This is a genomic window from Paenarthrobacter sp. UW852, from assembly GCF_024608385.1.
In the GTDB taxonomy this organism is placed as follows: Bacteria; Actinomycetota; Actinomycetes; order Actinomycetales; family Micrococcaceae; genus Arthrobacter.
The window spans coordinates 1-25,008 of the sequence record NZ_JAMSGY010000011.1 but is presented as its reverse complement, the minus strand read 5'-3'; the positions used below and the strand labels follow the sequence as shown (position 1 = coordinate 25,008).

At 65.8% G+C, this 25,008-nt stretch carries 40 protein-coding genes and 1 tRNA gene; 12 read left to right on the top strand and 29 right to left on the bottom strand.

Going from position 1 to position 25,008, the window contains the following annotated elements; genetic code table 11:
* The first annotated feature begins 1,795 nt into the window (after positions 1–1,795).
* From NEK97_RS17220 to NEK97_RS17195, 6 genes are all read left to right on the top strand, one after another.
* The gene (locus tag NEK97_RS17220; RefSeq protein WP_257370996.1) at positions 1,796–2,263 is read left to right on the top strand and encodes a hypothetical protein; all 468 of its coding nucleotides are present in this window, start codon (positions 1,796–1,798) and stop codon (positions 2,261–2,263) included.
* Between the two features lie 52 nt (positions 2,264–2,315).
* Positions 2,316–3,629: a hypothetical protein gene (locus tag NEK97_RS17215; protein ID WP_257370995.1), complete on the top strand. Its 1,314-nt coding sequence runs from the start codon at positions 2,316–2,318 to the stop codon at positions 3,627–3,629.
* Complete coding sequence (locus NEK97_RS17210) at positions 3,626–4,042, top strand: hypothetical protein (protein WP_257370994.1); 417 nt, start codon at positions 3,626–3,628, stop codon at positions 4,040–4,042. Before NEK97_RS17215 ends, NEK97_RS17210 begins: the two co-directional genes overlap by 4 nt.
* A gap of 3 nt (positions 4,043–4,045) precedes the next feature.
* The gene (locus tag NEK97_RS17205) at positions 4,046–4,519 is read left to right on the top strand and encodes a hypothetical protein (RefSeq protein ID WP_257370993.1); all 474 of its coding nucleotides are present in this window, start codon (positions 4,046–4,048) and stop codon (positions 4,517–4,519) included.
* Between the two features lie 235 nt (positions 4,520–4,754).
* The gene (locus NEK97_RS17200; RefSeq protein WP_257370992.1) at positions 4,755–6,209 is read left to right on the top strand and encodes a M50 family metallopeptidase; all 1,455 of its coding nucleotides are present in this window, start codon (positions 4,755–4,757) and stop codon (positions 6,207–6,209) included.
* A gap of 79 nt (positions 6,210–6,288) precedes the next feature.
* Positions 6,289–6,501 carry a hypothetical protein gene (locus NEK97_RS17195; protein ID WP_142938850.1) on the top strand — a complete coding sequence of 71 codons (213 nt, stop codon included), beginning with the start codon at positions 6,289–6,291 and terminating at the stop codon, positions 6,499–6,501.
* A gap of 111 nt (positions 6,502–6,612) precedes the next feature.
* Here NEK97_RS17195 and NEK97_RS17190 read toward each other — a convergent pair whose 3' ends face one another.
* The 6 genes from NEK97_RS17190 to NEK97_RS17165 all read right to left on the bottom strand — a co-directional run bounded on the left by NEK97_RS17190 (position 6,613) and on the right by NEK97_RS17165 (position 9,275).
* A complete protein-coding gene (locus NEK97_RS17190; RefSeq protein WP_257370991.1) occupies positions 6,613–6,855 on the bottom strand; it encodes a hypothetical protein in 243 nt (80 codons plus the stop codon).
* A gap of 39 nt (positions 6,856–6,894) precedes the next feature.
* Positions 6,895–7,617 carry an HD domain-containing protein gene (locus NEK97_RS17185; protein WP_257370990.1) on the bottom strand — a complete coding sequence of 241 codons (723 nt, stop codon included), beginning with the start codon at positions 7,615–7,617 and terminating at the stop codon, positions 6,895–6,897.
* A gap of 155 nt (positions 7,618–7,772) precedes the next feature.
* Entirely contained in the window at positions 7,773–8,036 is a 264-nt protein-coding gene (locus tag NEK97_RS17180; protein ID WP_257370989.1) for a hypothetical protein, read from the bottom strand.
* Between the two features lie 36 nt (positions 8,037–8,072).
* Complete coding sequence (locus NEK97_RS17175) at positions 8,073–8,453, bottom strand: hypothetical protein (protein ID WP_257370988.1); 381 nt, start codon at positions 8,451–8,453, stop codon at positions 8,073–8,075.
* 5 nt (positions 8,454–8,458) lie between these two features.
* On the bottom strand, positions 8,459–8,635 hold the full coding sequence (locus NEK97_RS17170) for a hypothetical protein (RefSeq protein WP_257370987.1): 177 nt from the start codon (positions 8,633–8,635) through the stop codon (positions 8,459–8,461).
* A gap of 220 nt (positions 8,636–8,855) precedes the next feature.
* A complete protein-coding gene (locus NEK97_RS17165) occupies positions 8,856–9,275 on the bottom strand; it encodes a hypothetical protein (protein WP_257370986.1) in 420 nt (139 codons plus the stop codon).
* A 71-nt stretch (positions 9,276–9,346) separates the two neighbouring features.
* Between NEK97_RS17165 and NEK97_RS17160 the strand changes: the two genes are divergently transcribed.
* Positions 9,347–9,568 (top strand): hypothetical protein, encoded by a 222-nt coding sequence (locus NEK97_RS17160; protein ID WP_056387604.1) that lies wholly within the window; start codon positions 9,347–9,349, stop codon positions 9,566–9,568.
* A 61-nt stretch (positions 9,569–9,629) separates the two neighbouring features.
* Here the strand turns inward: NEK97_RS17160 and NEK97_RS17155 are convergent, their stop codons facing one another.
* From NEK97_RS17155 to NEK97_RS17075, 17 genes are all read right to left on the bottom strand, one after another.
* Complete coding sequence (locus NEK97_RS17155) at positions 9,630–10,223, bottom strand: hypothetical protein (protein WP_257370985.1); 594 nt, start codon at positions 10,221–10,223, stop codon at positions 9,630–9,632.
* A 141-nt stretch (positions 10,224–10,364) separates the two neighbouring features.
* Complete coding sequence (locus NEK97_RS17150) at positions 10,365–10,703, bottom strand: hypothetical protein (RefSeq protein WP_257370984.1); 339 nt, start codon at positions 10,701–10,703, stop codon at positions 10,365–10,367.
* Positions 10,704–10,740: 37 nt separating this feature from the next.
* Positions 10,741–11,388 carry a thermonuclease family protein gene (locus tag NEK97_RS17145; protein ID WP_257370983.1) on the bottom strand — a complete coding sequence of 216 codons (648 nt, stop codon included), beginning with the start codon at positions 11,386–11,388 and terminating at the stop codon, positions 10,741–10,743.
* Positions 11,389–11,553: 165 nt separating this feature from the next.
* Positions 11,554–11,856 (bottom strand): hypothetical protein, encoded by a 303-nt coding sequence (locus NEK97_RS17140; protein ID WP_056387614.1) that lies wholly within the window; start codon positions 11,854–11,856, stop codon positions 11,554–11,556.
* A 17-nt stretch (positions 11,857–11,873) separates the two neighbouring features.
* On the bottom strand, positions 11,874–12,182 hold the full coding sequence (locus tag NEK97_RS17135; RefSeq protein ID WP_071416397.1) for a hypothetical protein: 309 nt from the start codon (positions 12,180–12,182) through the stop codon (positions 11,874–11,876).
* A 62-nt stretch (positions 12,183–12,244) separates the two neighbouring features.
* Positions 12,245–12,390, bottom strand: a tRNA-OTHER gene (locus NEK97_RS17130).
* 66 nt (positions 12,391–12,456) lie between these two features.
* On the bottom strand, positions 12,457–12,870 hold the full coding sequence (locus tag NEK97_RS17125; protein WP_257370982.1) for a hypothetical protein: 414 nt from the start codon (positions 12,868–12,870) through the stop codon (positions 12,457–12,459).
* A 27-nt stretch (positions 12,871–12,897) separates the two neighbouring features.
* Positions 12,898–13,035 carry a hypothetical protein gene (locus NEK97_RS17120; RefSeq protein WP_257370981.1) on the bottom strand — a complete coding sequence of 46 codons (138 nt, stop codon included), beginning with the start codon at positions 13,033–13,035 and terminating at the stop codon, positions 12,898–12,900.
* 219 nt (positions 13,036–13,254) lie between these two features.
* Positions 13,255–13,485: a hypothetical protein gene (locus tag NEK97_RS17115; RefSeq protein WP_257370980.1), complete on the bottom strand. Its 231-nt coding sequence runs from the start codon at positions 13,483–13,485 to the stop codon at positions 13,255–13,257.
* Positions 13,482–13,745, bottom strand: a complete 264-nt coding sequence (locus NEK97_RS17110; RefSeq protein WP_257370979.1) for a hypothetical protein — start codon at positions 13,743–13,745, stop codon at positions 13,482–13,484. Before NEK97_RS17110 ends, NEK97_RS17115 begins: the two co-directional genes overlap by 4 nt.
* 175 nt (positions 13,746–13,920) lie before the next feature.
* Positions 13,921–14,412, bottom strand: coding sequence for a single-stranded DNA-binding protein (locus NEK97_RS17105; RefSeq protein WP_021473537.1), 492 nt, complete (start codon positions 14,410–14,412; stop codon positions 13,921–13,923).
* A gap of 232 nt (positions 14,413–14,644) precedes the next feature.
* On the bottom strand, positions 14,645–14,908 hold the full coding sequence (locus tag NEK97_RS17100) for a hypothetical protein (RefSeq protein ID WP_257370978.1): 264 nt from the start codon (positions 14,906–14,908) through the stop codon (positions 14,645–14,647).
* Between the two features lie 19 nt (positions 14,909–14,927).
* Complete coding sequence (locus NEK97_RS17095) at positions 14,928–15,167, bottom strand: hypothetical protein (protein ID WP_257370977.1); 240 nt, start codon at positions 15,165–15,167, stop codon at positions 14,928–14,930.
* Positions 15,167–15,487, bottom strand: a complete 321-nt coding sequence (locus tag NEK97_RS17090) for a hypothetical protein (RefSeq protein ID WP_257370976.1) — start codon at positions 15,485–15,487, stop codon at positions 15,167–15,169. Before NEK97_RS17090 ends, NEK97_RS17095 begins: the two co-directional genes overlap by 1 nt.
* A gap of 200 nt (positions 15,488–15,687) precedes the next feature.
* The gene (locus NEK97_RS17085; RefSeq protein ID WP_257370975.1) at positions 15,688–15,975 is read right to left on the bottom strand and encodes a hypothetical protein; all 288 of its coding nucleotides are present in this window, start codon (positions 15,973–15,975) and stop codon (positions 15,688–15,690) included.
* An 86-nt stretch (positions 15,976–16,061) separates the two neighbouring features.
* Positions 16,062–16,373 (bottom strand): hypothetical protein, encoded by a 312-nt coding sequence (locus tag NEK97_RS17080; protein WP_257370974.1) that lies wholly within the window; start codon positions 16,371–16,373, stop codon positions 16,062–16,064.
* A 73-nt stretch (positions 16,374–16,446) separates the two neighbouring features.
* Positions 16,447–16,995: a homing endonuclease associated repeat-containing protein gene (locus tag NEK97_RS17075; protein WP_257370973.1), complete on the bottom strand. Its 549-nt coding sequence runs from the start codon at positions 16,993–16,995 to the stop codon at positions 16,447–16,449.
* A 446-nt stretch (positions 16,996–17,441) separates the two neighbouring features.
* Between NEK97_RS17075 and NEK97_RS17070 the strand changes: the two genes are divergently transcribed.
* Complete coding sequence (locus tag NEK97_RS17070) at positions 17,442–18,257, top strand: hypothetical protein (protein WP_257370972.1); 816 nt, start codon at positions 17,442–17,444, stop codon at positions 18,255–18,257.
* 186 nt (positions 18,258–18,443) lie between these two features.
* Here the strand turns inward: NEK97_RS17070 and NEK97_RS17065 are convergent, their stop codons facing one another.
* The 4 genes from NEK97_RS17065 to NEK97_RS17050 form a co-directional block, all read right to left on the bottom strand.
* On the bottom strand, positions 18,444–18,881 hold the full coding sequence (locus tag NEK97_RS17065) for a hypothetical protein (protein WP_257370971.1): 438 nt from the start codon (positions 18,879–18,881) through the stop codon (positions 18,444–18,446).
* Between the two features lie 106 nt (positions 18,882–18,987).
* The gene (locus tag NEK97_RS17060; RefSeq protein WP_257370970.1) at positions 18,988–19,488 is read right to left on the bottom strand and encodes a hypothetical protein; all 501 of its coding nucleotides are present in this window, start codon (positions 19,486–19,488) and stop codon (positions 18,988–18,990) included.
* Positions 19,489–19,638: 150 nt separating this feature from the next.
* Positions 19,639–19,773 (bottom strand): hypothetical protein, encoded by a 135-nt coding sequence (locus tag NEK97_RS17055; protein ID WP_256248754.1) that lies wholly within the window; start codon positions 19,771–19,773, stop codon positions 19,639–19,641.
* Positions 19,774–19,919: 146 nt separating this feature from the next.
* Positions 19,920–20,075, bottom strand: a complete 156-nt coding sequence (locus NEK97_RS17050; protein WP_257370969.1) for a hypothetical protein — start codon at positions 20,073–20,075, stop codon at positions 19,920–19,922.
* Positions 20,076–20,283: 208 nt separating this feature from the next.
* On the opposite strand from NEK97_RS17050, the gene NEK97_RS17045 reads away from it, so the two are divergent.
* Together NEK97_RS17045 and NEK97_RS17040 are read left to right on the top strand one after the other, a co-directional pair.
* The gene (locus tag NEK97_RS17045; protein WP_257370968.1) at positions 20,284–20,757 is read left to right on the top strand and encodes a hypothetical protein; all 474 of its coding nucleotides are present in this window, start codon (positions 20,284–20,286) and stop codon (positions 20,755–20,757) included.
* A 115-nt stretch (positions 20,758–20,872) separates the two neighbouring features.
* The gene (locus NEK97_RS17040) at positions 20,873–21,163 is read left to right on the top strand and encodes a hypothetical protein (RefSeq protein WP_257370967.1); all 291 of its coding nucleotides are present in this window, start codon (positions 20,873–20,875) and stop codon (positions 21,161–21,163) included.
* 70 nt (positions 21,164–21,233) lie between these two features.
* Here NEK97_RS17040 and NEK97_RS17035 read toward each other — a convergent pair whose 3' ends face one another.
* Positions 21,234–22,538, bottom strand: a complete 1,305-nt coding sequence (locus NEK97_RS17035) for a Y-family DNA polymerase (RefSeq protein ID WP_257371063.1) — start codon at positions 22,536–22,538, stop codon at positions 21,234–21,236.
* Positions 22,539–22,553: 15 nt separating this feature from the next.
* Positions 22,554–23,009, bottom strand: coding sequence for a LexA family transcriptional regulator (locus tag NEK97_RS17030; RefSeq protein ID WP_257370966.1), 456 nt, complete (start codon positions 23,007–23,009; stop codon positions 22,554–22,556).
* 402 nt (positions 23,010–23,411) lie between these two features.
* Here NEK97_RS17030 and NEK97_RS17025 point away from each other — a divergent pair, with 402 nt between their 5' ends.
* The gene (locus tag NEK97_RS17025) at positions 23,412–23,822 is read left to right on the top strand and encodes a hypothetical protein (RefSeq protein ID WP_257370965.1); all 411 of its coding nucleotides are present in this window, start codon (positions 23,412–23,414) and stop codon (positions 23,820–23,822) included.
* Complete coding sequence (locus tag NEK97_RS17020; RefSeq protein ID WP_257370964.1) at positions 23,819–24,856, top strand: hypothetical protein; 1,038 nt, start codon at positions 23,819–23,821, stop codon at positions 24,854–24,856. The genes NEK97_RS17025 and NEK97_RS17020 overlap by 4 nt, the downstream gene beginning before the upstream one ends.
* Positions 24,857–25,008 lie beyond the last annotated feature (152 nt).

Genomic DNA, 25,008 nt, shown 5'->3' with positions numbered 1-25,008 from the left:
CTGACGGACCGGCGAGCGAAGCGAGCGGTGGAACCTGTCGGCTATGCCGACCAACAGCGTCTCGAAGCGCAGCGAGAGACCGGAGCGAAGCGGAGGGTCCGCAGGACCGCTGTTGCCAGGTTCCCTTATGCCCTTTCCTCTCTTGCCGCCATTTCGCCATTCCACGGCTGGAGCGTTAGCGGAAGCCTGGAATATCAGGGGAAACGGCCCGTACACCCTTGACCCGTACACCCCCTCTCCATCCGCGCAGCGGGTGTACGGGTCACGTCGTTTCCGTTGGATTTGCGGGCTTCTGGGTGTACAGTCCTTTTGCCGCCCGCTGCAACGCCGTACGGATGCATCTTCCGCACCACCGCGAGGCACGAGCGGGTACCCGTACGGGTCCCCACACGTAGCGTCAGCGACGTCGGGCGCAGCCCGGTCCGCACCCCCTGGTGCATCCTGCTGCCGCAGGCGCATCAGACCCGGAGCGCAGCGGTCCACCACTCCCCGCGACCTGTCGCGTCAGGCTGTGGAAAACTCTGCTGCCACAGCACTGCACTGATCTGCCGGTGCGCTCGTCGCACCGGTGTGCGGGTGCTCACTCCGGCTCTGTTTCGCGGTCGCGCCAGCATCTGTCGCACCGCGTCCGAGGTGGGGCCCACACCGCTTCCTTGCCGGGGGCCGTTCCGGGCCGGCCGCCTGCCCCACCTGGTGGCAGCTGCGCTCCGGATGAGCGACAGCGAGTCCTCGACGGCCACCGCCCGGCCTGTCCCTCGTGGACGCATCAGAAGAGGAGCTTTCCCGGGAAGCATGAAGCCTCCCTGGATCCAACGGGAGCCCCCGCTTCCCAGCGTCACCGAGCCGCCCGGGTCTCCCACCAGGTGCAGCTTCCTGGAGAGGCTCACGGGTTCTTACCTTTTGGACCCCCACCGCCCGTGAGCCTCTCCAGGAAGCGGAGTTTTTGCCCTTTCGCTCCATGCGGGGCCCTACTACCCGGTTCGCCTTTTCCCTCCGCTCTCCCTGCGGCCCCCGGGCGGCTCGGTGACGCCACAGGCGCAACCACAGCTGCTCCACCCTGCTCCGAGAGCTCCTCCGCTCGCTCCAGGACTGCCTCGAGGTGTCGCAGGCGGGTGTTCCAGGTACCGGTCCGGGCCCGCATCGCTGGACCCCTTCTGGTCCCGGAGTCGACAGATCATTGCACCAGCATGGCCAGACAGGGACACAGACCAGACCCATAAAAGACCCGAGAGAGTCCAGAAAGGTCATTCAGGCCCCATTGAGTTCCAGATGGCACTCCTTGGGGCCGCTTCGGGCGTACTGCTGGTCCCATGATGGTCTCTTACAGGTCTGCTCAGGTCCGGCTCGCGACGGTGGACTGTTGCTGGTCTCTTCGAGGGCGCTTCTGTGCTTTGTGTGGGACCACCGAGCGCCCTCCAATGTGAGGTGGCCTGATCGAGGTCTTCTGCTGGTCCGCAGCGGACCGCGTGCCGGTCCCGGGTGAGCCCTTGATGAGTCCTGTGTCTTCTGCTTCCCCGGCTGACCCGTGGCCTTCTGCGGGTCCTGCCGGCGGCTCCCACGGGTCCCGCCGCGGCCAGGGGTCGCTCACGGTGATGCAGGCCTGATCTGCTGGTGGCCTTTTGCTGGTCTTGGCGTGGTCCTTGCAGAGACCATTGAAAGACCAGTAGAATGATGACTAATAAATGAGTCGAAAGGTCCCCGACTGGCAGTAGCGCCTCGGGGACCGCGCATGAGAGGGGGCCGCGATGACCGAGGACAGTGTCCATCAGCACGAGGGCGCAAGGGGGTGCTCGCAATGACCGATAAGGCCGAGCCGCGCCGTCTGCGCTGGAGCGTCCCGCGGGCCGACGAGTCGACGAACCGGTGGCTGGACCAGCAGTACGACATCTCGCGCTCGCTCCAGCTGTTGATCCGCGAGTCCATCCAGCGCGACGGCTACATCGACGTGGTCAACCGTCCCGTTGAGCAGCTTCCCCGGCGCGGCCGCCCGCCGCAGGGCGAGCAGGACCCTGGGCGCAGCGAGGCCCATGACGGAGAGGAACGCGGCGATGACGGCCGTGACGGTAGTGAAAGCCAGCACGAGAGTCGCGAAAGCCGTGACGAGACTGCCGTGCCTGTTGCTGTTCCTTCAGAGCCCGTGCAGCGCGTTGAGGCAGCCCAGGCTGTTCAGCCGCCGCCCAAGCCTCCTGTCCGCGAGCCCCACTCTGTTCCCGCCGAGGAGCCTTCTGTCCCTTCGGGGCTAAACGCCTTCCTCACCCGCTGATCCGTACCGCACTTCCTGAGACACCGACTTCCTGACCGAGAGGGACACAATCATGAGCAACACCCGCACCGCCGAGAAGACCATCCAGCTCACCGGCGGCATCGACGTCGGCAACGGATACGTCAAGGGCGTCATCCGCGGCGAGGTCCACGGCAAGGAGGTCTTCGATACGATCGACCTTCCTTCGGCCGTGGTGAGCACCTCGCGCTCCACGCCCAAGGTGCCCGAGGCTGACTCGGATGCCTTCAAGATCGTGGTGGAGGACGACTTCTACAACCGCGTCGCCGCCTCGTTCACCACTCCCCTGATCGGGCACTCGGACCTGCGCACCTTCGGCCGTGCGGCCCTGAGCACCCCGGGGTCGAAGTTCACGCAGTTCGAGGTCGTCGGATCCCGTTCGAAGGCCGACCAGGAACTGAGCTCGGTGCTCGTCCTGGGCGTCTTCGCCGCCAAGGCCCTGCGCGACTACGTCCGCGAACACGGCGCGCTGCCGGACCGCGAGCTGCGTGCCACGGTGCGCGCAGGCCTGGCCCTGCCGATCGCCGAGTACGTGCAGCGCCGCAGCGCCTACGCTGCGCAGTTCGTCGGACTCCTGGGCGCGGCTGACCCCACGGTGCACCTGGTGACCGTGAAGAACTTCTCCACGCCGGTCACCGTGCGCCTGCAGTTCGAGGATGTGCAGGTCCTGCCCGAAGGTGCGTCCGCGCAGTTCGCGATCACCGACAAGGGCGCGCCGCTGGCGCAGGCGCTTTTGGATGATCTGCGGGCCTCGGACCCCGAGGAGGCCGCGCGCCTGCAGGGTGTCACCGCGGAGCTGCTGGTCGGTGTGCGCAACACCGTCGGCGTCGACGTCGGCGAGGGCACCGTAAACTTCCCCGTCTTCACCGACGGCGGATTCAACTCCGAGGCGGCCAGCACGCTGGACCAGGGCTACGGCACCGCGCTGACGAACGCGCTGGACCGCATGAGCACGAGCGGCGACAAGGACCTGCGGTTCAAGAACCGCAAGGCGCTGGCAGACTTCCTGCAGCAGGAGCCCAGCGTCTTCCTCCAGGGTCGGTTTGATCGCGCCGCCGGCTACGTCTCCGAGGAGGCCGAGTACCTGGCCGAAGAGATCGGCGCACGCTTCGAGGACGTCCTCGCCGAGGTCGGCGGCACCACCGAAGTGGTGTACGTCTACGGCGGCGGCTCCGGCCCGATCAAGGAGATCCTGCGCCCTGTCCTGCAGAAGGCCGCCGGCGGCATCCCGGTGCTCTACCTCGACGCCGCGTACTCGCGCCACCTGAACCGTGAGGGCTTGTACCTGGCGGCGAAGGCCGTCGAGGTCCAGAAGCCCGAGGGCAAGCGCAGCAAGGCCGCGGCGTGATAGTCGCGCCTGGCCCCTCAGGGGCCGTGACCGAGCTGCTGGCCTTGCAGGAAGAGCAGGGTCAGCTCCTTGGTCGGCTGGCTGAGCTTGATGCGCGCCGAGCCGAGCTTCTCGGCTCGCTGGCCGGGGCTCCGGTCCAGGCCGCCGGGACCCACGCCGCTGACTGTGACGACGAGGCGGAACAGTCGCCGGAGGTCGTCATGCACAAGGGCGTCGAGCTCGGCGGCCGCGTGATGCTCGATGAGGACGTCTACGAAGGCGTGCACACGCCGCCACGGGTCTACGTCTTCGAGGAGTATGACTCGGAGGCGACCGCCGGGTCGAACTGCACGCTCGTCAATGTGGCGAGCGGCGACTGGACGGTCCGCGGCATTGGCGAGCTGGTGCCGGTGGACGACGACCAGGAGAGCTGAGCCGTGGCTGCTCCGGTCAACTACTCCACGAAGATCTCGGCGGCGCAGACCGTCGCCGAGATGCAGGCGCTGCTCGCGCAGCACGGGGCCCTCCGGATCGGCGTCGACTACGACGCCTCTGGCGTGCCCAGTTCCCTGGACTTCCTGCTCGCGACGCCGCATGGCCAGCGCGGTTTCTCTCTTCCAGCCAGCGTCGACCGCATGGAGGCGCTGCCGCAGAAGGAGGACGCCGCCGGCCGGCTGAAGGCGGGGTCGCGCGCCGAGCGGACCAGCCGGGCCCAGGCTGAGCGTGTTGCCTGGCGCGTGATGAAGACCTGGCTCGAGGCGCAGCTCGCGCTTGTGGCCGCCGGGATGATCGACGTCGACCAGGCGCTGCTGGCGTTCCTGCAGGTCGATGCGGCGGGCCGGACGCTCTACGAGGTCTACAGGGAGCGTGAGGCGGCTGCTCTTGAGCTGACGCGCGGTGACTCGGACTGACCCGGGTCCGCGCAGGCGAAGAGCCCTTCCTGATCATCGAAAGAGGATCAGGAAGGGCTCTTCGCATCTCTCGGCATCAGTGCCGCGTCCTGTCTGAATGGCATTCGACATGCGAGAATTGACGTATGGGAGTCGATGCTCCCTGTTATCGCGATAGAGCATCGACAGACGAGGCATGACGAGGGGATGCACCGATGACGATCGCACAGAGCCGGCCCGACGAGGGGTACACGCCGTGACGGGTCCGGAGGTCGCCCTGTACGTGCTCGGTGTGGTGATCTTCCTGGCCGCGATCTTCGTCTCGATCGCGCTGCACGAGTTGGGGCACCTCTACTTCGCGAAGAAGTTCGGGTGCCGGGTGAGCCAGTACATCGTCGGCTTCGGCCCGACGGTCTGGTCCCTGAAGAAGGGCGAGACCGAGTACGGTATCAAGCTCATCCCGCTCGGCGGCTACGTGAAGATCATCGGCATGTTCCCGCCCGAGACGGACCGCGAGCAGCAGATTTCCCGCGGCGAGCAGGTGCCAGCAGATACAGCAGCCGCGCCGGCATACCAGGAAGCGCACAGCGACGTCCTCGTCGCAGCCAGCACCGCGACCCCGGACGCGCCCCTCACGCTGCGCAAGTCCAACACGGGCCTGTTCGCACAGATGGTCTCGCAGACCCGGGCGGCGGAGTTCGAGCTCGTCGAACCCGGCGACGCTGACCGTCTGTTCTATAAGCTGCCCGCGGCGAAGAAGATCCTGGTGATGGTGGCGGGCCCCGGGGTGAACATCGCCTTGGCGTTCCTCTGCTTCCTCTGTGTCTATGGCATCTACGGCGTGCACTCGGTCGAGCCGACCGGCCGCCCTGCGGTCTCCGTCGTCTCCGACTGCGTGATCCCCCAGGACGCCAAGCGCACTGCGTGCCAAGACAGCGACCCGGTCTCCCCCGCCCGGGCGGCGGGGCTGCGTCCCGGCGATGTGGTCGTCAGCTTCAACAGCCAGCCAGTCACCTCGTGGTCACAGCTGTCGGACCTGATCCACGCCAACGGCGACAGCGTCGCTGCCATGGAGGTGGAGCGCGATGGTACGCAGGTGAAGCTCCAGGCCTCGCACACGATCGCTATGCCGCGGGACCTCGATGGTGACGGCCCGAAGCAGACTGCGACAGTGGGCTTCCTCGGTGTCGAGCCGGAGTCCCGCGAGGTGGTGACCAGGTACGGCCCGGTCTACACGATGGCGCGCATGGGCGAGATGACCGGGCACGCAGTGTCTTCCATCGTGCAGCTGCCCGCCCGGGTGTACAACGTCGCCCAGGCGATCTTCGGCCAGGGCGAGCGTGCCCAGGACGGACCCATGTCGGTCATCGGTGGATCCAGGCTCGCCGGCGAGGTCGCGGCATCTACCAAACCCGGCCTCGACCTCGGCGGCAAGGCTGCGCTGCTCGGGCTGGTGGTCGGTTCGTTCAACCTCTTCATTGGGGTGTTCAACCTGATCCCGCTGCTGCCGCTGGATGGCGGCCACATCGCGGGCAGCGCTTTCGAAGGGGCCAGGCGCTGCCTGGCACGGCGGTTCAGCCGTCCTGATCCCGGTCACGTCAACGTCGCCCGGCAGCTGCCGGTCGCCTACCTGATCGGCTTCGCGATGCTGTCGATGAGCCTGGTGCTCATGGTCGGCGACATCGTCGTGCCGCTGAAGTCGGGGCTCTGACGGGACCCGCACCAGCCCTCGACGAGACCATCCACCGCCCAGTACCAGACCACACACCGACCAGAAGGGATGCAGACCCATGACCGACCACGACGAGACCCGGAAGAGTCCAGCAGGAGACCCGAACAAGACCAGTAAGAAGCCACAGAGCCTCGTCTCCCGGCTGCGGCAGATCTACGAGGACCGGCCGGTGGCTTTCGCCGTTGGCCTCATCGGCGTCTCCGCACTGCTGTTCCTGTGCGGCGGGATCCTCTCCGGTGACGTGCGCTTGCCCTTCAGCTCCGGCTGGTAGCCGGAGTATCCGGTCCGCGGGAGAAAGAAGTGACCAGAGAAAAAAGAGACCCCGCCGCCGGAGCTGATGCTCCTGACGGTGGGGTCTCTGCTGTAGTGCTGGTTCTCTGGTTCAGGGACGGTCGGGCCTGCGGATCACTCTGACCGGCAGCACTGCTTCCATGGCCATGAATTTGAGGAAGGCCTTCACGCAATCGGGACAGAAGAAGAACCACGGCTGGATGTAGTGGAATTTCAATGTCCGCCATACGTGGGCGGCCGGGTCGTAGTTGTCTGAATTTTCATGGGCAACATCCGACTCCGTCTCAACTCCACAGCGATCACACGAGGTGAGAGTTACCTGCCTGCTTCCCATCAGGTTCCTTTCTGAATTTTGCGACATGCGGCATGCTGATCAGTCGATGCCATGCTCGGCCGACAGGGCTGCCAGATCGTGGCTGAGATCTTCCATCGCGGCGATGGCAGCCATGGTGCACTGCTGGGTCGCAGGGCAGCAGAGCGAGCGGCGCAGACCTGCTCCGACGATCTCGACGGCCGGCATGTACTTGAAGAGCATGCGGTACATGCGCGAATCCTGGCCGTGGCCGAGCTGGTGCCGGATCGAACCGGCGTTGTCCTTCAGGTCGCTGGCCTTGATGAGCAGCGCCCGGGAACCGGAGTTGGCAAGCCGCGTGAGGTGCTCCTCGTAGGAGGTGCTGCCGCCAGGAGTCGTCACCGCCCCAACGAGCACCGAGACGCGCCGGCCGTACAGCCGCGCCAGGTAGCCCAGGGGATCCTCACCCGGCTGGCCGAAAGCAGCAAGCAGCTCTTTGCTGCAGTCCTCGACGACATCATGCAGCAGTGCTGCGGCAATCAGTTCAGCGTCGGTGACGCCCCAGCGCAGGAGGCGCAACGCCACGCGCAGCGGATGCTCGATGTACGGCACGCGAGGCATGTCTCCCCTGATGAAGCGGGTCTGCTTCCGGTGCAGGAACGAGGCCGTCGCAGCTGCGCGGGTCACGAGCTCCGTGTTCGTGGTGCCGGGCATGAGGTGTTGGATCTCCCGCTCGAGTTCGAACACGAGCATCGCAGGGTCCATTTGCTTGAGCGGGACACGCGTCGTGGTCAGGGTGGTCATGGCTCTTCCTTTGTTCGGGATGGTTCTCTTGCTGTTGCAAAACACCAGGCGCTGCCCCGCAGCGCGTGGACCCGCCTCAGAGACAGAGCGAGAGCCCCGACCCCGCGCCGGAGCGCAGGAGCCGGGGCTCTGGTGGGATCAGGCAGGGCGACTGGTCATTGGTGCTGGCTGGGCCGGGTGTCGTTGCGACGGCGTAGCCGCGCAGCCCAGGTCTTCAGGCCCAGAAGTCCAGCAGCCCAGACAGCACCGGACAGGACCACGAGCACCACGCTCGCCGTCCAGTGACCGGTCCAGGCGCTGGCTGCGATCGCGGGCAGCAGGGCGAGGACGTTCAGCACGATCCCCGTGACGAGGAGCGCCCTGCAGACACTCCGGAGGATCCGCTCGCGGCGGCCGGTGGTCTGCATCGTGTCAGGCATGGTGGTTCACCCTCCTTCGTCGTGGGATGTGTTCTCTCAGAGCTCGATCCGCTTGCCGCGGGCGAGCTCGGCAGCGGGGATGCTCAGCCGGTGGCCGCCGACCGGGTAGCTGGGGTGGTCGCTGGCGACGACCGCGCAGTTCCACCAACCGGCGTGGCGCTTGCGAGGACGGGGTTCTTCCTCGCCCTCGGTGCGGGCCTCGCCGCGGTATTCGATGGGCACCACGACGACGCGGTGGCCTGAGCCCCGCTCGGTGGCGTGCCAGGGCAGCTCGATGAGCAGGTCCTGGGGCCACTGCTCGATAGTGACCGGCAGCTTGGACAGTTCGTGATTGGCCGAGCCCTCGGGCGACTGCGCGAGGCGCTGAGCCTCCTGCTCGGCGGTCTCGACGAATCCGATCTTCTCGAGGAAGGACATGGTGATCAGTGCTCCTGGTTCATGGGTTGGGAAGTCGATGGGTCAGCCTCAACGCTGGACTCGCCGCGGATGAGATCAGCCAGCGCCTGGGCGTAGGCGTCTTTGGCCCGTTCGATTGCAGCCTGCTCGTAGAGTGAGTGGATCTTCTCGCCGGCGGCGATGCGGTCCTCGACCTCGTCCATTGCTATGACGGCGGCGGCGAGCTGGACCCGGGCCTGAGCCTCGGCACGCCGCAGCTCCGGGTAGAAGGCCTTGCTCGTGGCGAGCCGGTGGACGGTTGCAACGCGTTGAGCTTCAGCGTCGAGGTCGGGCTCGGAAGTGGTGGCAGCGGACTCGGTGATCCCCTCCTGTTTGATGAAGTCGTTTGTTCGATGCCGGACCTGAATCAGCTGCGCTGGTTCCTCAGCCCTCTGCCAGACGGCGGGCGGCCGCTTGGAAGTCCGCGAAGGTGGTCTCGGCGCGTTCTGCCCGTGTGCCGTCCGCCGTGAACGCCGTGCCGCACCATGCGATGACGTAGCCCTGGCACAGCTCGCGGTCGGCCCGGCGGGCCTGCTCGTCGTAGACGGGCGCGCTGACGACCAGCACATCAGAGCCGAAGTCGAATGGCAGCGCGTCCTGCATGGGTGCGGCGATGGTGCTCATGGCGGTTCTCCTCGGAATCCTGTGGGGCACGGCGTTGCACTGCAGGCCGTCCTTCGTCGATGACTCCTCCGTGACAGCTCCGCTGTCACCACCACTGGCTGCACCTGAGAATCGAAGATGAAGAAGAACAACAAGAAGGTTCCAACCCCGCGCCGGCAAAGCGCGGATGATCCGCAGCATCGGCACAACCCCTCCACGCACCCTGGGATAGGCTTTCGGCGGAGTTCAAAATTCAACAAAGGGAGAGATTCGTGGCGGGAAGCGCGGTCTATGGCAAGGGCTACCACGCAGGCAAGCAGGATGCCCGTACAGAGGACCTGATCGCCGCGGGGGTCTTGGCGGCTGCAGGTCTGGTCATTGCAGGTGGCGTCAAGGTTTACCGGAAAGTCAAAGAGGCCCACGCAACCCGGCTGGAACAGCGGCTGAAGGACATCGACGACGGAGGTAACTCCGAAGATTCCGGCCAGCAGTAAACCACGGACACAAAAAATAGACCCCACCGCCGGAGCACGCGCTCTGACGGTGGGGTCTTCTTCAGGCGAACGTCCTGTCCGCAGCGAAGTGCTCGTGCACGGCCTCGCGGGCGGCGGGGTATTCGTCGTAGGGATCCGGGTAAGCAGCATCGAACCGGGCAGCGGTGGTGATGCCCTGGAATCGGAGCAATTCCAGGAGATCCGGCAGGTCCTGTGCACGGCCGGAGAACTCCGCGGTGTCCGCGGCGATGATCTTGGCGCGGGTCAGCGTGGAGACACTGGCCACCTGAAGTCTGATGCACTCGTACGCTGTGTCGTCGTCGATCCAGCGCGCCTGGTATATCGAAGCCACGAGCTCAGCGTCGTCACCGTCCATCACGTTGTCGTTGTTGATCCAGTCGCGCTCCAGGTTCATTTCGTCGGCCACCTCATGGATTGCCGCCATGACCTCTGGCGCGAAATCGCCGGTGACGCTGTCGATGTCGACGGTGAATGCCCGGTCCGCAGCACGGATGCCGTACTTCATGAGCGCGAAGCCGCCGATCGCACGGATCTGCACCGGGGCGTTCAGCCCCAGGCGCTTCAGCTTTCCGTCGAGCACCTCGAGCGCCCGCTCCAGCTGGGCCAGGCTGCACTTGTGGTCGTCGTTGCTCATCGTGCTGCTCCTTCTGGTCGGGAAGGAGCGGGTGTCTCCTTCGAGTCCAGATCCGGATCGGCTGTGCCGATCTGACGAGCCGCCAGGAAAGAGACGAGCCCGGCACCAGGGGCTCTCCCCCGTGCCGGGCTCTTTTCAGGCTCAGTGCATGCGTTCGATGCGCGTGGATCCGGACCCGTCCTGCAGGCCGGTGGCGCAGTCGTACCAGAAGCCGTTGGGCAGGCGGACCAGCGTGTGCGCCTCACGTCCCGGCCAGTTGCCGGCAGCTGCGATCGCGGGTACCGCCCGGCGGTCCATCACGCTGCTCACCCCCAGCTCCTCCACGAGCTGCGGGTCGCGGACGTACTTCGTGGTGGAGCCATTGCGGGGATCGCACGGGACCTGCTTCATCCAGGCGGGGTGGTCGAGGACCCTCTTGACGAGGACCTTGTCGCCGACCTGGAGTTCGTCCAGCTCAGAGGGTGCTGTAGGGATGGGCATGTGGTTCTCCTGGTTCGTAGTCTGTAAGTGCAGCAGCTCAGCCGCGGCCGATGGAGGAGCACTGTGAGTGCGCACCGGCATGCAGTGCCACGGCGTTGTCAGCCGCCGTGCGGTACTCGGGGATCCGCTGGGGCTCCGGCTCGCCCTTGGGGAACCAGGGCATGGCGTAGCCGTCGGTGACCTGCTGTCGCGCGGCGTCGTTGTGGGCCGGTGTGATGACGTAGGCGAGAGAACGGCCATAACGGTCAGTTCTGTCTGCCCCGGGGTCGAACTCGATGGTCACTGGCATGCCCTGCGGCAGGATGCCGCCAAGATGATCAGTGGCGGCCCTAGCGCCGCACTCGGGCTCGGCATCCTTGTGATAGTTCATTTCGGGCGCGTCGATGCCCAGGAGCCTGACTGTGTGCTCGGGGATCCCGAGATGCTTGTCGGTCGCCTCGAGCAGGCCGGCCACCGGCAGCACGGCGACGGTGTCGCCGTCGATGACACGGATGACTTTGGTCTCCACGCTCGCCGGTTTGCCAGAGGACACCTGTCCCGGGTCCTGGGCTGCCGCAGTGCTGGTGGACGGCGTACCCGGGACGCCGGGGGCCTTCGGCAGGTCCTCGCAGCCGGTCAGCGTGACGATACAGAGCACGGCGGCGATGAGGCCGGCGAAGACAGATCCGGAGGGGGTGCGCTTCATGGTGGGGTTCCTTGCTGGAGTAGTCGTCGGTCGCTCTGGCCGGGGTGGCAGGCGTGCTTCTCCACGGGCACGCCCGAGCCAGCTGTGCTGGCTGTTCCGGAAAGAGAAAGACAGGACCCCCGGCCCTGAGCGATGCGCTCGGTGCCGGGGGTCCTGTGAGAGAGATCAGTTGCCTGCCGCGACGGATCCGGAGTCGATGGGTTCGACGATGAAGACGCCGTCGGGCTCGCCCGTGAGTTCAGCAGCGAGCCGGCTCAGTGACTGGGCGTGGTCGAGCCTGTTACCGGCCCAGACGCGCCGGCCAGCGTCGAAGTGCTCGGCGGCTTTCCTGGTCTCCTGTTCGGCACCGAGCGAGGCGATGTGTGCGAGCTTGCGGCGCACGTCCGGGCTGAGCTCGCGGATCAATGCGCTGCGTCCCTTGTGCGTCATGCCGAGCAGCATGCCGTTGCTGATGGGTCCGGTGTACATGGCGGTTTCCTTGCTGGTCAGGGTTGTTCCGGTCCGCGGGCGACGAGCACGAGGCGCGAGCCGCGGACGAGGTGGGCCTCACCGCCGACGGTGAGGATGTGGACAGTGCTGCCCACCGAGGGCCGCACCTGCTCGACGACGGCTGTGCCGCCATCCAGATCAGGGTTCAGGTCGCGCAGCGCGACCCGGTCGCCCCGGCGTAGCATCCGGGCGCTCTTGCCGCCGAGGATGCGGTGGCGCTCGGTCGAGCGCAACAGAGCCTCCTGGACCGCAGGACCGCCGTCTTTGACGATGTCGAGGAAGGCGGGGGTGATGGTGTCGGTCATGGCAGTGCCCTCCTGGCTGGTGCAGCTGATGGATCGCGCGGGTCTGTACGACCCTGGGTCTGTGGTGCTCACGGGGATCGAACCCGTGACCTCTCGTGCGTCGCCCTGCAACGGGCCTGTAGCCTGGGTCTGCCCGACCAGGGATTGATGCGGAATCGAACCGCGGGCAGTCAGAACGCCGAGTGCTCTGCCGCTGAGCTAGAGCGCCGTGGGCCGGTTCCGGGAAGGAGCCGGCGAGGGGTTGTGAGGAAAGGGACGAGGAGCCGTTCGCCACTCACTTCCAGGTCGGTGCCCGCAGGGAGCCCGGAGCCGTGCAGCCGTCGCACGGCCTGGCCGCTGGCGCGAGGTGGTGCTCGACGAGATGGGACAGGAACCGGACTCCGACCTCGACGTCCGTCGTGAACGACTCGTCATCGGCCGTGCCGACGATCTGCGCGGAGGCGACCGTCGAGTCGATGTCCAGGTCGATGACCAGCTGCAGGGCGAGGCCCGGCGCGGGGCCGATCAGCTCGACGAGCACCTGGTAGTCCGGCTCGCACGAGTGCGAGACCCAGCCGACGTGGCGCTCGAGCTCGTGGGCGTCGTCGGCGGCGTTCAGCTCCTGGCAGACCGCGGCGACGGCGGACAGGAAGCCGGTGAGGGTGTGGTCGTGGTTGCGGTGATGACGGTGCTGCACGGAGGTCGACATGGCCCCTCCTCGGTCGATGGGCGGTGATTAGCGGATCGCGGAGTAGCCGCACTCCGGGCAGGTGTGGGTGCAGGCGCAACCGCTCCGGCCGGCCCGTTCGCGGGCCGTGGCGGGGGCGTCGGACTCCATCGGCGCGCCATCGTTGGGGCAGCTGAGACCAGACATGGCGGACCTCCAGTGAAGTGTGGCAGGACGGGGACGTTGTCCTTCGTCGTCAGATCCGGATCGGCTGTGCCGATCCCCTCCACGCCCGGCCAGGAACGAAACCTGAACGAAAAGACAGCGCCCCGCCACGCCGCTGCTGCCGGGAGGGCAGGGCAGGGCGCGCGGGGCGCTGGTGGGGCCGGACCCATGGAGGGATCGAACCGCTCTGCACGGAAGCTCTCAGCGCCGGATCCCGACGGCGGCCTTGCACCGCTTGGTGAGGACCAGGAACTGGAAGAAGGCGACGGCAACCGACTCACCGAGGAAGTAGTGCACTTCTTCGATCGTCATCCCACTGGGGTCGAAGTCGATGATCTGGGGATATGCCTCGGCGAGGATCCGCGCCGCCCCGGGAAGCCCGGCAGCCGGCTGGACCTCGGCGGCGGGCTCGAGCTGCTGGACCAGGCTCATTCCGGGTCCTCCAGGTCCATCCGCCCGGTGACGGTGCGGAAGCGCTCCACGGGGCGGGTGCCGCCGTGATCGGCGACTAAGACCTGGCTGGCGTGAAGGCGCAGCTTCTGGATGACGGCAGTGACGACGTCGTCGACCATGGCCTCGACATCCGGTCCGGGGTGGTCGGTGATCACCGAGCCGACGACGGCGGTGAGCCCTGCGTGCAGGGCCTGGTCGTGATCGGTGGCCTCGACGTTCGCGTCGGCGACGATCTGCATGGCGGAACTCCTTCTCTTGGCTGATGACGTTGGGGGCAGGGCAGGGCGGCGGCCAGCGAAAGCAGATCCCCGTCCGAGCAGCGCGAGGCTCCTCGGACGGGGACTGTCGGCGTGCGTGACCCGCCTATTCGGTTGTTATTCAGTTGTGGGTTGTGCTTGGTGCGGGCCGCGCTTCTCAGGAGAAGGGCAGCTCCTCGCTGTGGACGGCGCTGGCGACGGCCGGCTGCGGTGCGGCAGCGGCTGCGACGGGAGCCGGAGCCGGCTGGGTCTGCAGGGCCTGGTTCTGCGCCTCGGCGGCAGCGACGCGCTCGTTCACGCGGGCCTGGGTCACCGAGCGGGGCTCGAGGAACGTGATGTCCTCGACGACTGCCTTGAGCTCGAAGACCTCGACGCCGTTCTTGGTGTAGCGGTCCTGGCGCAGCTTGAGGTTCACGGCCACGAGGTCACCCTTGTGGATGCTCGCGAACGGGCCGATGCCGTTGGTGGTCGCGCGCACGAAAGCCTCGACCGGCACAGCGTCAGCGCCGCGGTTGCCCTGGCTGTCGGTGTAGTTGTGGTCGGCCATCAGGGTGAACGCGACCTTCTTGGAGCCGTCCTGGTTGTTGAAGACGACCGGGTCCTTGGTCAGGCGGCCGATGACGGTGGCGGAGTTGCGGGGGTTCGACATGAGTGTTTCTCCTCGTTGTGCACGAAACGCGCGGGCAGTGTCCCTGCTCCGCGCGCGATGGTGAGTTGAAGTGTTCGGTTGTCTCTCAGACCCCCATCCGGATCAGCTGTGCTGATCAGACGATGATCTTTCGAATGAAGACTCGGATCAGCTGTGCTGATCGAGCGCTCCTCAGTGCTCCTTCCGGATCAACTGCGTTGATCCCAGATGCCCTTGCATCACGGGTCCCGCATCAGCTGCGCTGATCGAACCCGGTACGCCCGGCCCCAGGCCAGCCCGGTGCTGCCCCCAGATCCCAGAGTTCAGCCTCGATCTGATCGGCCGCGGCCACGTCTCCGCTCTCGCAGGCCCGCCGGTAGTCCTCCTCCAGGTACGCGATCTGCCCGTCCCGGTTCGGGAACCGTCGCCGGAACAGCAACCAGCCCAGCCACGCGAGGCAGATCATGAAGGCAAGAGTGGCGATGAGGACTCCGGCGCTCTCGATGATGTTGTCCATGGCGTTTCTCCTGTCTGCTTCAGATTCGCAACCGCCGGCGGACCAGGTCCACGAGCGTCGGGTCGGGTGTATGCCCCTGGGCCTGCTGCAGCTGCAGCCAGGCGAGGATGTTCTGCGTGTCCTGGGCCTCGAGCTGGCGGCGCGCGACCTCCAGCCGTTCCTCGCCGAGGGCGAGCATCCGTCCCTGGAGCTGTTCGATCTTCTCGAGGTGGCCGGTGCTCAGCTTCAGGATGCTCAGCGCATGGGTGTCCGCGGCCATCAGAGCGTCACCTCGACTTCGTGGGCGGTAGAGGCGAACGGGCCGACGGTCACGGAGCGCATGATGTGCACGAGCCCCGCCTCCTGCAGGCGCTCGGCCAGGCCAGCGTGTTCCGACCAGTCCTTGATGAACACTCGCCCCTGGCCGGCTACGAGGCCATATGCCTCGAGGTTCACCGAGATGCGCTCGGGGGCCTCCTCGGTCAGGAGTACGAGGCTGCGCTGGGCGTCGGCGTGCTGAAGGGTGCCCGTGAGCTCGATGACGCCGAAGTCGACGGCGACGCTGTGCTTGATGAGGGGCGGTGCGATGGTCTGGTCCATTGTTCTTCTCGCTTTCGATGCCTGCACGGGCAGGTGAATGGTTGTTGACCCCGGGCCGCCGTGGCTTCGTTGCCGGGCTGCGGCAGGGACGGTGTGTCCGGCGCTTCTCGCGACGGCCCTGGGGCTGTTCGTGGTGCGGCGGTGGGCCGCATGAAGTCTTGACCCAGCCCGCAGGAGGCCAGGGGCCGGAAGGGGTCTCTTTAGATTCCCCGGCGGGCCCAGTCGTAGACCTCGGCGGGACCGCGACGGGACCTCGCGGGGCCCTGGCCCTGCCCCTGGATGAGACGAAGGGTCGGGCGGGCGGTAGGTACAGGAATGGGAACGAGTGAGCTGTCTGCCTCCTCGGCCTGCGGCTGCTGTGCCGCCGCCTTGTCTGTATGTCTGCGCCGGAGCGCAGCCTCGGCCTCGGCGTAGAGCCAGATAAGCCCGAGCACAAAGACGGCGAGGAGCACAATGAGGGCCCAGCTCTGCAGTGGTGTCAGGGGCATGAGCGGGACGCTCCTTCACTGGTCGATGGTTCAGTCGATGAGTCCCCCGGCGCAGCTGCGCTGCGTCGCTGCATCCCTGCCCCGGGTCAGGAGGCCCGGCGGGTAACGGTGTGCCCACAGGCGAGGTACGCGATGTCGTAGAGCGGGGCCGGGCCCCAGGCGGCCTTCCAGTCCGCGGGCAGCGGCAGCGGCTCCGTCATGCGCAGGACGACGTCCTGCGGCATGCCAGGGATGCCGCCCTCGACGTCGGGCACCGGATCGTCCCCGGGGGTGCAGCCGCCGCACCACTCCTGTTCGGGCAGGAGCGCAGCGGCGGCCTGCAGTTGGATCTGCTGTGCGATGGCGTCCGACGGCGGTGCGTCGTCGATGACGTCATGGAGGGGGCGGGCGATCGTCATGATGGAGTCCTTCAGTCTGTGTGCGGTCAGTGGGATGAGCGGGATGGCAGCCACCCACGCCAGGGCCGCCGGCTCAGCCCACGGCGAGCTGCGTGGCCCGCGACCAGCTGCCCATCCGGAACCGGATGGTGGCTGCCGGCGGGACATGGGTCCGGCAGATGCCGTCGGTGCCGCCGGTGCGCCAGGCCTCGTAGGCGAGCACGGCGACGGAGCCGGTCTTGATCCAGCACTCGCGCAGGGCGTCGAGGATCATCTCCTCGGTCCACTTCGTGGTCGCGCCCTGGAAGTGCAGCGGCTGCTCGGTGGTGTTCAGGCCCGCTCTCTCCAGGGCTGCATTCCAGGAGCCGAACCGGCGCTCCAGCAGCGGCGCGGATGGTTCGTCGTCGTGTCTGCGGCGGATGTAGTCGTTGCGCGGGAGGCTGTCCCGGTCCGCGGCGCAGCGCAGGAGCGCGTCGACCATCTGCTGTTCGGTGTAGGTCTGGACAGGCCCTTGGAAGGCTCGGGTCGGCTCTGCGGGGTCGAATGCCGTGCAGGCGTAGCCGTTTCCGGCCAGCGCGTGGGAAATTGTGTGCTCCGAGATCCAGTGATCGTCCGTGTGCGGATCAGGGTTCTCGCACTGCACGCCGCCGCTCTCGTGGTGCTGGCACGCCAGGTGCTCCTGCACCTGGCGGGTCCGCGATCTGGCAGCGCGGCATCAGGTCCGTCGGCACAGTCGTCCGGGTCATTGGCAGTCCCTCTCTCGGGTCGGCGTCGTCCGGGCGCGGCATGCCGTCCCGACCCGGCCCACCCAGGGACCGGGTGACGCGCTCGGGACGCGTCGAGCACCCGTCCGGATCAACTCCGTTGATCCCTCCCAGCCCAGCTGCCCCCTGGCGATACCAGGCATCGCCAGGGCCTGGCGCAGAACTTCTGTCAGCCGTCGTTTGTGTCACTCTTCGCGCATCATCCGATAGATCATTCGATTGGCCTATCGTATAAGATGTACTGGAAGACCAGTCGGATGCGGGCTCTGTGCCATCCGGCGCAGACATCGACCCGACAGGAGAGACCATGGCGATGAAGATTCCGATGACGAGGAAGGCGGCCTTGTCCGCCGCCGCACTGGCGGTGCTGGGCAGCCTGCTCGCCGGATGCTCCGCCGGCTCAGAGACGGCGCAGCCGTCTCCGAGCCCGAGCACCAGCGCGGCGAAGGTGACCAGCGAGGACCTCGGCAAGGCGCTGGACCGGCTCGTCTTCCAGGGCACCGGGGCCAAGAGCATCGACGGCGGCGCGTGCCTGGTCCGCGCCGTCCAGGACAAGAAGCTCTCGGACGCCGCGCAGGCCTACATCGTGGGCAAGGGCAGCGACGACATCGCCGCGGTGGCAAATGGCCTGGGCGAGGTCAGCGCGATGGACGCCGCGATCATGCTCTCCCCCGAGCTGCGCGACAAGTTCGACGCTTGCGTCGACGCGGTGATCCCGCCGACCCCGGCTCCGGGTGCCACGACCAGCAAGGACGGCAAGGATCAGGTCTACGTGCCGCCGAAGCAGGGACAGGAGCTCCCCCAGGCCCGGCAGCCGGATCTCACGCCAAAGTTCCCGGTGCCGCAGGGCACGAGCATCAACTCCTCCTCGCAGCTGACCGCGGGGCTCGTTTCGACGTTCTCCTCCTATGCGCTGAACGAGGATCAGAAGAAGACCTACGCAGCCTCGGGCGCTTGCCTGGCGGGCGTCGTCTTCCAGGCAGGGTTCTCGCAGGAGACGCTGCGCTTCCTCGCCGGCGGCGCACCAATAGGGACCGGATCGATCTCGGACTTCCTGCCGAAGGACGAGGACAAGAAGATCTGGAAGTCGAAGGACTTCACCTCGGCACTCGTGGACTGCACGGCCAGCGCAAAGGTCTGAGGCTCATCCATCGCGGGTTTTTGTCCTGCCGTTGATTGGCTTCTACCGATCAAAAAGAAGAACCGGTGCATACTCGCACCGGTTCTTCTTTTCCTGTTCACAAGGCTGCTGAAGTCATAGCAAGCCCCAGATGGCAACATTCCAGAGCGGAGTCTGCGTCACAGCAATTCGATGGCGACGTCGGCACTAGAGCCGTTTTGACTGCGCATTGCCGAGGTGCGCGCGCACCACGGCAATGTCCGTCGTCGGGTCGCGCCGGATCCGCTTCGACTTGACGATGAACGCGGACTTCTCGATCACAACGAGCTTCAATCCATGTTCGGGGATAAGAAGGCGCTTGCGTTCGTCGTAGAGGCGACGTTGCTCGCCGCGACCGACACCAGAGACGGTCTGCCGCCGATCGAAGAACGGCGACGGCTTCGAATGCTGCTCCTCCTGGAACTCGACGACGAGCTTGAGATCGGACCAAAAGCCGTCCACCGGTAGCTTGGTGCCGAGGGGTCGCAAAGGGGACGGGTCGCCGCGGAGCCAATCGAACGTCGCTTGGCGACAGCTGCTCATGCCGAGCACGCCATCGCAGAGGTCAAGCACGTAGTGCTCATCGGACGCAGTGCGGTCGACCATGCCGTGATTCTTGCAGAGTTCAGCCGAGAGGCCCATGCTTCATAGGTTCAAGAACAATGTTTGGTCCGCTCTGAGAGCTTAGGATCTCGGAACCAGGCTGATTCGGTCAGTGCCGGCGGCGGCCTGATACGGCCCGGTGCCAGTATTCCGCTTCTGCACTTGTCAGAATCTCGTAGATCTCCTCGACCACAAACTTCCCCAAATATGGGCGTTCCTCGGCGCTCAAAGTTCCCAGAGACACCACTGCAGCCGCCAACAGTGCGTCGTCCTCAATCGAAGGCTCCACCCATTCCCGCACGCCATCGTCGGCGAGGTCCTCCCAGACATATGGCGAGGTTGCTATGGCCTCCCTGACCGCGGCGAGTCGCACCCTTACGTCTCCGCTGCGGGACCGCGTGTAGAGACGGATCTGGTATTCATCCGAGGCCGGGGGCACAAGGGGTGCCCCGCCGGCGACCGAATGCTGCGCAGCAATGACCTGGTAGCGGGCTCGGGCAGGGTGTCGGTCATGGAGGTCCTGGCGTATTTCCCTGATGCGGTGCCCGGGGCGCAATGTTGCAGTTCCAGGGGTGCGGTTGTCCCGCCTATTCGCGTTGTGTGGTGCCATGACCTGTCCCGACAAGCGGCCAATAGGTGTCCCCCTCCCTCATGATAGGCCCCGTTCGGACGGAGCTTGAAGGGCACCGAATCGAGGCGGCTCGGCCCGCCGGAACGAGCTTGATCGTCCCTGCGGTTTTCCACATACGCCAGGACTCCTCTACCGGCAGTCGGCAACCGATGCTGCACTGGAGGCATGCTCAGCTACGAAGACATCATTCTGCTCGGCGAGGAACGGGTCCAGGTCATCCAGGAACACGAAGAGGGCCGTTGCTGGTGTGGCCAGACCTGGCAATGACCAACCTTGACGGGCGCTGTCTTGGTTGTATGGCTGGTGCTTCCTGATGCCGGACTGCTTGCTTCAGGCCGGACCAGGACCTTGCTGGGAAGGGGCCAGGTGAAACCAGCTGGGTATCCGGGCGGAGGAGCATACTGAAGCGGTTACACCTCACGGTCCGGAACGCGAATGATGATCATTCGGGATCCTTCCGGGATTTTGGCCTTCGCCGCGGCCAGGGTGGTGTCATAATCGGGGCCTGTCGCGCTGACGCGCATCATTTCGTCCTGGGCATCTTCAATGGTCAATTCAACCTCCATAGCTCTGAGCATAGAGCCCTGCCCGGCCGTCCTCTGTCCGTTGGAGAAGAGAAAGTTGTCAAGTAACAGCATGCGCAGTGAGTAGCCTGCCTAAGCTGTGAAATGAGAGTCTCTGATCGGCGCGCCATCAAAGGTGTCGGACTACGGTCGGCAACTTGAATCGGACCGGAGTGAGACTGGGATTGCCGGTAAAGGATAGACTGCCCGAGTGCCCGATCATGATCAAGAAGGCCCGTTCGATCGGGCGCAGCCGCTCAATCCGTCACGTCTTCGGCAGCCCAAGGACAAGTCAGTCCAGTCTGAGCCCAGTGAAGTGCGCAACCCTGAGGCCGCCGGAGCCTGCGAGCAGGATATGAGCCAGGGCCCGACCCGCTGGCAGCGGATCAAGGAGCATCCGGCTTTCAAGACAGGTCTCGCCGTTGGCGCTCTTGCGGCTGCTGGCGCGGTCACGTTGTTGACACTGAGGTCGCCCGAAGCATTCAAGCAGGTCAGCGCGGCGGTCTGGGAGAAAATCCCTGAGTTCACGGAGGCGGCTTTCGAGGGCATCGGCGAGGAGGCCAGCAGAAAGTCTCCGACCGAGCATAATGTCAGCGGGCACCAGCGCGTGCAGCACTACGGTCCCGGCGGCACCGAGACAAAGTTCGTCCAGGTATCGCCTTACTCGCGTGGAGGTAGTACCTAACAGGCGCATGCGATACTGACCGTGTCGAAGATTGCGGTTGTGCTTGTCGTCAGCGGTTTATCTCATATCAGAAACGGCTTCGGCGGGACGTATTGGGACGGTAGGGCCTTTGGGTATGTTTGATTTCCTTGCGAAGAAGGAAAAAAGCTGGGACGAGATCGATGTCTACGAGGGTGAAACGCCCCCGTGCCCCAACTGTGGGACGCCCCTGGTGAAAAAGTTTGTTTACTCCGAGATGTACTGCCTTGAGTGTCGCTACGGTCTAGATGACGATGACGATGACGATGACGATGACGCCAGCGAGGCGCTGAGTGTTTACGATGCAGCTCAGATCTGGGCCTCACACGGTAAGGATGAGGATTACATGTTCGGGTATTCCTCGGAGGAACTCGAAGCCGCGCTTTAATGTGGCAGGTCGCTGCTCGAGTTTGCTGCCGGCGCGGGTGCTGTTGAGGTCCTGCGTTTCCCTTACCCCGCTATGCCACAGCGACCGGCAGCTCGTCCCAGTGGGTCGTGCAGCGCTTCGAGAGCATGGCGCGCTTCATCTCCCATGCCGGCGGGGTCTTCATGCCGCCCAGGCCCACACCCACAGCCTGCGCGCCGAGCTTTCTCGTGATCTCGTCAAGTACCTTCCCTACTCCCCGATCTTCGAATTCGGATTGGAACACAGGTAAGAACTGAACGCCGTCACCCGCGCGCAGTCCCGTGAGCACAACTCCCGCACGGGCGTAGCGGATACCGGCGGTCGGAAACAGATCAGGCAGGATCGCACTGGCAGCTTTCGTAAGCGCGATCGGGTCATCGGTCGGCATGGCCAGCGGAACAGCCCGGTGGGCTGAATGCGGGACGGTTCCTTCGTCGGCCCAGCCGGTCGAAGCCCACACCGAGAGCACGCCGGCGACGGACCCCTGGGCCCGAAGACGTGCTGAGACCCGCTGGGCGTAGATCGACAGAACCTGATGCATCTCGTCAGGGTCCGTAAGCTTGCGCGAAAAGCTCCTGGAATAGATCAGCTGGTCCTTGGCAGCCGGCGGCTGGGTCTCCAGCTCGATGCATTTTTGCCCGCGCAGCTCCAGGATGGTTCTTTCCATGACGACGGAGAACCGTTTACGGAGCCATTTGGCATCAGCGTCGCGCAGTTCTCTGGCCGTGTGGATGCCGAGCGCAGCCAGGCGCTTGCCGTTACGCCCGGCGACGCCCCAGAGGTCAGTCACATGGAGGGAGTCAAGGATCCGGTCAAGCTGCTCCTCCGAAAACCGCCGGAGATCGAGAACTCCATTGAAAGCGGGGTTTTTCTTGATGCCGAGAGCCGCTACCTTGGCGAGGGTCTTCGTGGGACCGATCGCGACGCGGACAGGAATGCCGGTCAGCTGGAGGACAGTCCGTCGGATCTCTTGTCCTCGTGATTCGAGTTCTTCAGGAGCGCCCCGCAGCTTCAGCCAGCTTTCGTCGATCGAATACACTTCCTGCCACGCACTGAAGCGGCCCAGAATGGTGGCAACCCGTGCACTCAGCGAGCCATAGAGCTCATAGTTCGATGACCTGGCTTCGACGCCCTTGGCCTGGCACCAGCCGCGGATCTTGAACCACGGCTTGCCCATGATGTCAGGATCGAGTTCCTTCACCAGCGGGCACGCGGCAACCACACAGCCGTCATTGTTCGAGAGGACAAGGGTCGGCCGGTCATGCAGCGTGGGGTCGAAGACACGCTCCGCGTTGGCGTAAAAGGAGACGCAGTCTACGAGAGCGATTTGATCGGGTGCTGGGGTGAGAGTCGTCATTGCCACGGCTGGAGACTATAGGCGGGGTCTGACACCACGTTTGATTTTCGCAGGAGACAGAATCCATGTGACCACGCCCCAGACTGACATCTCCGTGTGTTCGTGGAGAACGATGTCCGCATAGTCGAGGTTCTCTGCCACGAGAACGGTACGTCCCTGGACGACGTCCAGCCGCTTGACGGTGTATTCGCCGTCAACGACGGCGATCACGATCTTGCCCGGAACGGGATCGATCCCCCGGTCCACGAGCAGCAGGTCGCCGTCATTGATTCCGGCTCCGGTCATGGAATGGCCGGCTGCACGCCAGACGAATGTGCAGGTTGGGTCCCGGACCAGGTGCTGGACAAGATCAAGGTCCCCGGACCAATATCCCTCTGCAGGGCTGGGGAAGCCGCAGGCGACGGCTTCCGGCGCAAACGGGAGTATCAGCGGCTCGTCGAGCGCCAACGGTTCTGGCTGCGAGGCCTGCATGTCCACTTCCTTTTCGAACATATGTTCGATGGAATCGTACGCCCGGGCGGGAACGGCACGCAACGTGGAGCAAATGCCGGGCGGACCGGACTGGCCTGGGCTCTGGGACTGCAGGCAGGAATAAAGGCCCCGGTGCGCTTCATGCGCGTCGGGGCCTTCTCTTTTTCGCACGAACGGGAGGTGCGAACCAACGTTCAGCGGCCCCGGCCTTGGGGTCGAGGAACCGAGGCCGCCCGGGACACGCGATCAGGCGCTGACCGGGTGACGCAGACGACTCTACCTCTCTGCCCGACCTCTCCGCAAAGGTCTGTCACAAGTCATTGCGCAGTCATTCGTGACAGATAATTGAATGACGTTAGAATGGACTCGTACATCAGTCGAATATGACAGGAGAGGTGAGACATGACCGTCGTCGACGAGCCGAAGGCTGCGCCTCCCGCTGCGCGGGCTGCGACCAGGTCCGGTGGACCGAGCACCGACCCGAACGGCAGCGACCGCAGGGAGCGGGTCTTTACCCGCCTGTCCTCGGACGAGAAGCAGCGGGCGGAGTACTGGGCGCAGCGGCGCGGCTACCCCTCCGCCAACGAGTACTACGCCGAGGCGATCGCCGAGAAGATCCGGCGCGAGAATCTCGACTTCGACATCCCTGATCTGCTCACCGCACGCATCAACCAGGTCGTCGACGAGCTCAAGGCGCTTTCGACGAACAACGCCAACCTCGAGCGGGTCGTGACCATGGGCTTCGATTCCCTGCTCGGGCTGACCAGGGGCGACAACTATCTGCTGGACGAGGAGAACGGGGAGCTGACGTGAGCCAGGGGCTGAACGAGATCATGCCGTCCACCGACGAGCTGATGGACGTCGACACGTCCTTCCTCGATGCGTACCGGACCGGCGGGAGCGAGGGCCTGAAGCGGGCCCAGGAACGGGCACAGCCGGCGGAGCCGGAGCAGGACGCGCCGGAGAAGGATGAGGCCCCGCAGCAGAGCGCCGAGGACCTCGACCGGGACACCGGTGCTGGCCAGCGGGGAGGCTCGGGAGCGGGCAGCGCCACTCCCCCGGCCCAGAACGACGCCGTCGCCGTGGACACAGCAGCGACGCCGCAGGTGCACGACGACTCAGACGCCGAAGCGCACCCCGCGGCCCTCCCGGTGTCGCCGCCGGAAGATGCCAACCTCCTCCCGCCCGTCCCGCTCCAGCACACCGACCATCAGGAGGCCGTGCAGTCTGCGGCGGCCAGGGGCGGCTCCGGCGGAGGGGACGAGGGCAGCGAGTCGTTGCCACAGAGCGGCTTCCGGCTCGACGGCGTGAAGAGCCAGCCTGCCGTCCGGGCCCTGCCCGAGGCTATCGTCGGCGCGCTGCGGGAGCAGCTGCGCTCAGCGGCCGTCCGTGAGCTCGGTGTCGGCGACACGGCAGCCCGCGAGTTCGCCGAGCGGTTGAGCCAGGCAAGCCTGGTCACGGCCTTTCTGCTGGCCCAGCTCGACCTTGGACTGGCGACCGATGCTGCCACCCGGCGCGCGGCGCGGCTGTTCCGCTCCCGTGATCCGCTGCTGGGCAGCATCGCGGCGCGCATGGAAGCCCTGGAGCGTCGGGGCCATGAGCAGACCCAGGGCCTGGCCGCGTTGCACGGGCAGCTGGGTGAGGTAATGGAGACCAGCGCGGCGATCGAGCAGGCAGTCGCGTACTCGATCGCGGACCGCACGAGCAACTTCCTGCGCGGCTCGCACGATGTCCACGAGGCTCCGATCACGCACAAGGACGCGGTCTTCGTCCGCGACCGGGTGCGGGAGGCGACGAAGAAGCAGGCGAAGCTCGAGCGCGAGCGGGAAGGGCGGCCGATCCGGTGAGCACCGCCACGCACAGGAGTACAGCGAACGGTCCTGGAGTGCGTCTTCGCGAACCGTAAGAAAGGCTTGTGACGGGACAATTTGTCGAATCGGTGAACTTTGCCCGACGATCAGGGCATGGAAACTGCTGCCGGGTCCGACCCGAACTTCAG